This is a genomic window from Planomonospora algeriensis (assembly GCF_977012225.1).
This window is the reverse complement of sequence record NZ_CDRNDK010000425.1, coordinates 1-5289: the sequence shown is the minus strand read 5'-3', so window position 1 is coordinate 5289 and position 5289 is coordinate 1. Positions and strand designations below refer to the sequence as shown.

The 5289-nt window shown below is 74.2% G+C and carries 6 protein-coding genes; 4 read left to right on the top strand and 2 right to left on the bottom strand.

The window, feature by feature from the left end; all coding sequences use genetic code 11:
- From ACWJ6R_RS29375 to ACWJ6R_RS29365, 3 genes are all read left to right on the top strand, one after another.
- On the top strand, positions 1-1364 hold a 1364-nt coding region (locus ACWJ6R_RS29375), incomplete at its 5' end, for an L-fuconate dehydratase (RefSeq protein WP_449065342.1).
- Positions 1357-2103, top strand: a complete 747-nt coding sequence (locus tag ACWJ6R_RS29370) for an SDR family NAD(P)-dependent oxidoreductase (protein ID WP_449065341.1) — start codon at positions 1357-1359, stop codon at positions 2101-2103. The genes ACWJ6R_RS29375 and ACWJ6R_RS29370, both read left to right, overlap by 8 nt.
- A 12-nt stretch (positions 2104-2115) precedes the next feature.
- Positions 2116-3063, top strand: a complete 948-nt coding sequence (locus tag ACWJ6R_RS29365; RefSeq protein ID WP_449065340.1) for an aldo/keto reductase — start codon at positions 2116-2118, stop codon at positions 3061-3063.
- A 117-nt stretch (positions 3064-3180) separates the two neighbouring features.
- On the opposite strand, the gene ACWJ6R_RS29360 is transcribed toward ACWJ6R_RS29365, so the two are convergent.
- Together ACWJ6R_RS29360 and ACWJ6R_RS29355 are read right to left on the bottom strand one after the other, a co-directional pair.
- Positions 3181-3855, bottom strand: coding sequence for a FadR/GntR family transcriptional regulator (locus ACWJ6R_RS29360; RefSeq protein ID WP_449065339.1), 675 nt, complete (start codon positions 3853-3855; stop codon positions 3181-3183).
- Between the two features lie 161 nt (positions 3856-4016).
- A complete protein-coding gene (locus ACWJ6R_RS29355; protein ID WP_449065338.1) occupies positions 4017-4727 on the bottom strand; it encodes a TetR family transcriptional regulator in 711 nt (236 codons plus the stop codon).
- Positions 4728-4916: 189 nt separating this feature from the next.
- On the opposite strand from ACWJ6R_RS29355, the gene ACWJ6R_RS29350 reads away from it, so the two are divergent.
- Positions 4917-5289: acyl-CoA dehydrogenase family protein (locus ACWJ6R_RS29350; protein ID WP_449065337.1), on the top strand; the 373-nt coding region annotated here is incomplete at its 3' end.

The following is a 5289-nucleotide window of genomic DNA, read 5'->3' as shown; positions in this document are numbered from 1 at the left end:
CGGCCGGCGGAGGAGGGCGCGTGAGCGGGCCCGGTGAGCGGACCGGCGCGGCGGCACGGGCGGCGGAGCCGGGGCCCTACCGGATCGTCTCGATGACCTGCCACGACGTCCGCTTCCCGACCTCGCTGGAGCTCGACGGCTCCGACGCGATGAACCCGGACCCCGACTACTCGGCCGCCTACCTCGTGCTCCGCACCGACGACGGGTTCGAAGGGCACGGGTTCGCCTTCACCATCGGCCGCGGCAACGAGGTGCAGACCGCCGCGATCCGGGCGCTGGAACCGTACGTGCTCGGCCGGGACGCCGAGGACCTCGGCGCGCTCTGGCGGGAGATGGTCCACGACTCCCAGCTGCGCTGGCTCGGCCCGGAGAAGGGCGTCACGCACATGGCGATCTCCGCCGTGGTCAACGCGCTGTGGGACCTGAAGGCCCGGCGCGCGGGCCGGCCGCTCTGGCTGCTGCTGGCCGGGATGTCCCCCGAGGAGCTCGTCGGCCTGGTGGACTTCCGCTACCTCACCGACGCGATCACCCCGGAGGAGGCGCTGGCGATCCTGCGCGCCGCGGAACCGGGCCGCGCCGGGCGGATCGCGCACCTGCGGGAGCACGGCTACCCGGCCTACACCACCTCGCCCGGCTGGCTCGGCTACGGCGACGAGAAGCTGCGCCGCCTGTGCGAGGAGGCGATGGCCGCGGGCTTCGCCCAGATCAAGCTGAAGGTCGGCGCGGACCTGGCGGACGACCGGCGGCGGATGCGCATCGCCCGGGAGACCTGCGGGGAGGGCTTCCCGATCGCGATCGACGCCAACCAGCGCTGGGACGTCGGGGCGGCCGTCGCCTGGGTGAAGGAGCTGGCGGAGTTCCGGCCGCACTGGGTGGAGGAGCCGACCAGCCCCGACGACGTGCTCGGGCACGCCGCCATCGCCCGGGGCATCGCGCCGATCCCCGTCGCCACCGGCGAGCACGTGGCCAACCGCACGGTCTTCAAGCAGCTGCTGCAGGCCGAGGCGGTCTCCTACCTGCAGCTCGACGCGGCCCGGGTGGCGGGCGTGAACGAGAACGTGGCGATCCTGCTGCTCGCCGCGAAGTTCGGCGTCCCGGTCTGCCCGCACGCGGGCGGCGTGGGCCTGTGCGAGCTGGTGCAGCACCTGGCGATGTTCGACTACGTCGCGGTCAGCGGCTCGATGGAGAACCGGGTGATCGAGTACGTCGACCACCTCCACGAGCACTTCACCGACCCGGTGGTGATCAGGAACGGCGCCTACGTCGCGCCGGAGCGGCCCGGTTTCGGCGCGGAGATGCGGCCGGAGTCGATCGCCGCCCACACCTACCCCGGCGGCGCGGTCTGGAGGTCTCTCGATGGGTGAGTTCGACGGCATGAAGGCGCTGGTCACCGGGGGCGGATCCGGGATCGGCCTGGCCACCGCGACCCTGCTCGCCGCGCGCGGAGCCGCGGTCGCCTGCCTGGACCTGAACCCGCCGGGGGAGCCGCTGCTCGGCGTCACCGCGGACGTCACCGACGAGGCACAGGTCCGTACGGCGGTGGCCGAGGCCGCCGAGCGGCTGGGCGGCCTGGACGTCCTGGTCAACAACGCCGGGATCGGCGCCGCCGGGACGGTCGAGGACAACCCCTACGAGGAGTGGTCCCGGGTCCTGGACGTCAACGTGCTCGGCCTGGTCCGGGTGACCCGGGCGGCCCTGCCCCATCTGCGCCGGTCGGCCCGCGCCGCGATCGTCAACACCTGCTCGATCGCCGCCACCGCGGGACTGCCCCAGCGGGCGCTCTACAGCGCCTCCAAGGGGGCCGTGCAGGCGCTCACGCTCGCGATGGCCGCCGACCACGTCCGCGAGGGCATCCGGGTCAACTGCGTCAACCCGGGCACCGCGGACACCCCCTGGGTGCAGCGGCTGCTGGACGCGGCGGAGGACCCGGCGGCGGAGCGGGCCGCGCTGGAAGGGCGGCAGCCGATGGGCCGCCTGGTGAGCGCCGAGGAGGTCGCCGCGGCGATCGCCCACCTCGCGAGCCCGCTCGCGGCCTCCACCACCGGGACGGTCCTGGCCGTGGACGGCGGCATGCAGGGCCTCCGCCTCCGGCCGGGATCCTGAACGGGCGGCGGCGTGGACTTCAGGACGGGCGTCGGCAGGTACGGCTTCGGCGCCGCCCCCATCGGCAACCTGTTCGATGCGGTGGACGACGAGACGGCGCGGGCGGCGGTCGACGCCGCCTACGAGGCCGGGATCCGGCTGTTCGACACCGCGCCCCACTACGGGCTGGGACTGTCGGAGCGGCGGCTCGGCGCGGCCCTGGCGAGCCGTCCCCGCGACTCCTACACGCTCTCCACCAAGGTCGGGCGCCTGCTCGTGCCGGCGGAGGACGGGGGCGGGGGCCTACGCGACGGGGAGGGCTTCGACGTCCCCGCGGACCTGCGCCGGGTACGCGACTACTCGCGCGACGGGGTGCGCCGGTCGCTGGAGGAGAGCCTGGAACGGCTCGGTCTCGACCGGGTCGACGTCGCGCTGATCCACGATCCGGACGACCACTGGGAGCAGGCCGTCTCCGAGGCGTACCCGGCCCTGGCCGAGCTGCGCGACCAGGGCGTCGTCAGGGCGGTCGGGGCCGGCATGAACCAGTGGGAGATGCTCGCCCGGTTCGTCCGGGAGACGGACATGGACGTGGTGATGCTGGCGGGGCGCCACACGCTGCTCGACCAGTCGGGCGCGCGCGAGCTGCTCCCGCTCTGCCAGGAGCGCGGCGTCTCCGTGCTCGCGGCGGGGGTGTTCAACAGCGGCCTGCTGGCCACCCACGAGGCCTCCGGCACCTACGACTACGCGCCGGCTCCCGGGCCGCTGCTGGCGCGCGCCCGCCGGATCGCCGGGGTCTGCGAGCGCCACGGCGTCACCCTGCCCCAGGCGGCGCTGGCCTTCCCGCTCCGCCATCCGGCGGTCGTCTCCGTGGTCGCCGGGGCCCGCTCGGCCACCGAGGTCGCCCGCAACGCCGCCCTGGCCGCCGTGCCCGTCCCCGAGGCCCTCTGGGCCGATCTCGCCGCCGAGGGCCTGATCACCTGAGGCGGCGGCCCGGGGCGCCGTTCTCTCCGCCGGGTCAGGCGAGGCGGGGTCAGGCGATGCGGGTCACCTGAGGCGGCGGCCCGGGGCGCCGTCCTCTCCGCCGCCCTGTCCGCCGGGTCAGGCGAGGGCGCTGCGGAGCCACTCCTCGACGCCGGCGATGTGCACGGTGGCCCAGGCGCGGGCGACCTCCGGCTGGCGGGAGGCGATGGCCTCGCAGATCGCGGCGTGCTGCTCACGGGTCTTGGCCAGGGCCCCCTCCTGGGTGAGCCCCCGCCAGACGCGCGCCCGGGTGGTCGGGCCGGACAGGCTCTCGATCAGCGAGCAGAGCACCGCGTTCCCCGAGCCCGCCGCGATGCGCCGGTGGAACTCCAGGTCGTTGGCGACGAGCTGCTCGACGCTCGGGTCGCCGGGCAGCGAGGCGAGGATCCCGCGCAGCTCGGCCACCCCGGCCTCGTCCATCCGGGCCGCGGCCATGGCGGTGGCCGCCGGTTCCAGGATCAGCCGGACCTGGAAGAACTGCAGCACGGTGTCGTCCTGATGGAAGTCCACCACGAACGACATGGCGTCCAGCAGCAGCCTCGGCTCCAGGCTGGTCACGTAGGTGCCGTCGCCCTGGCGCACGTCCAGCACGTTGATCAGGGCCAGCGCGCGGACCGCCTCGCGCAGGGAGTTGCGGGACAGGCCGAGCCGTTCGGCGAGATCGGCCTCCTTCGGCAGGCGGCTGCCCGGGGTGAGCTCACCCGAGAGGATCATCTGCTTGATCTTGTCGATCGCGGCGTCGGTGACCGCCACGCTTCACCGTCCCAGACTCGCCCGTACATCGGATGTCCAGGAGTGTAGGGGCCGGAGCGCGAGGGCGTCCGGAGGCGGCCGCGGCGACCGGGGCCCGCCCGCACGCCGCCCGGGACGTCGTCCGGGTCACTTCCCGGGCCGTCCCGCGACCCGCTCCGGCCTCAGGCGGAGGGGGCGGCGGGGAAGTCGGCGAACAGGCGGACGGCGGCGATCTCGATGCGCCACTGGATCTGCTCGTAGGTCCGCCGCCCGCGCAGCATCTCCAGCAGCTCGTGGACCCAGACGCTCGCCAGCGACCCCGCCAGGGCGACCTGCTCCTCGGTCGTGCCGTCCACGCGGGTCCCCTCCCCGGCGACGCGGACGAGCAGGCCCGCCATGCGGTCGCCGAAAGGGGTCTCCACCTCGGTCATGATCAGCGAGCGGATGAGCGCGTCGGCGAGCTCGGGCTCGCGCATCAGGCCGCGGGTGGCCCGCATCAGCACGTCGACCGCACGGCCCGCCGGGTCGGAGGCGCTGGGCGGGCGGCGCTCGATGCTGCTCTCCAGCAGGTCGATCTCCTCGCCCACGACGGCGACGACCAGGTCCATCTTGGAGGGGAAGTAGCGGTAGAGCGTGCCCAGCGCGACCCCCGCGCGCTCGGCGACGGTGCGCATCTGCATGGCCTCGACGCCGCCCCGGGAGGCGAGGGCCGCGGCGGCCTGGATGATCCGCTTGCGCCGCTGGTGCTGGCTCCTCGTGCGGACGCCGGTGGACGAGGGTTCGCCGTGCACGCCTGCCCCCTTGCTCGTGACGGGTCCGGCGGTGCTCGGGGTGGACGTGCCGGTGAGACGCGGGACGGCCGACGTCTCGATGGTCATATGCGGTGTGCGCATGAGAACACGTTATCTGATTCCCGTCTCTTCCGATGAGTTACCCGCCGGTCACAAATCTCCTGGCTTCTCCATGAGATATGTCTCACGACGGCATTCTGTGCGATGTTGAAAGTGGGCACTCTGGACAGTTATTGGAATCTGTTCTAATTTCTGGTCGAGCGATTCGGGCACCACCGCCGGGAGGCGCCAGTGGACTTCACCCTTGACGAGGCACAGGAAGAGCTGCGCGGGCTCGCGGCGGAGCTGCTCGGCCGGGAGGCGGCCCCGGACCGGCTCGAGGCGCACGAGCGGAGCGGTGAGCCGTACGACGCGGGCCTGTGGCGCGTCCTCGCCCGGGCCGGGCTGCTCGGCGCGGTCCTTCCCGAGGAGGCGGGCGGCGCCGGGCTCGGGCCGGTGGAGCTGGCCGTGATCCTGCGCGAGGTCGGCGCCCACGTCGCCCCGTCCCGTCCAGCAGAGCCTGGTCGCCGCGATGACCGTCGCCCGGTACGGCTCGGCCGCGCAGCGCCGGGCGCTGGCCCCGCTGGCCGAGGGGGAGCTCGTGCTGAGCGCGGCGCGCGCGGCC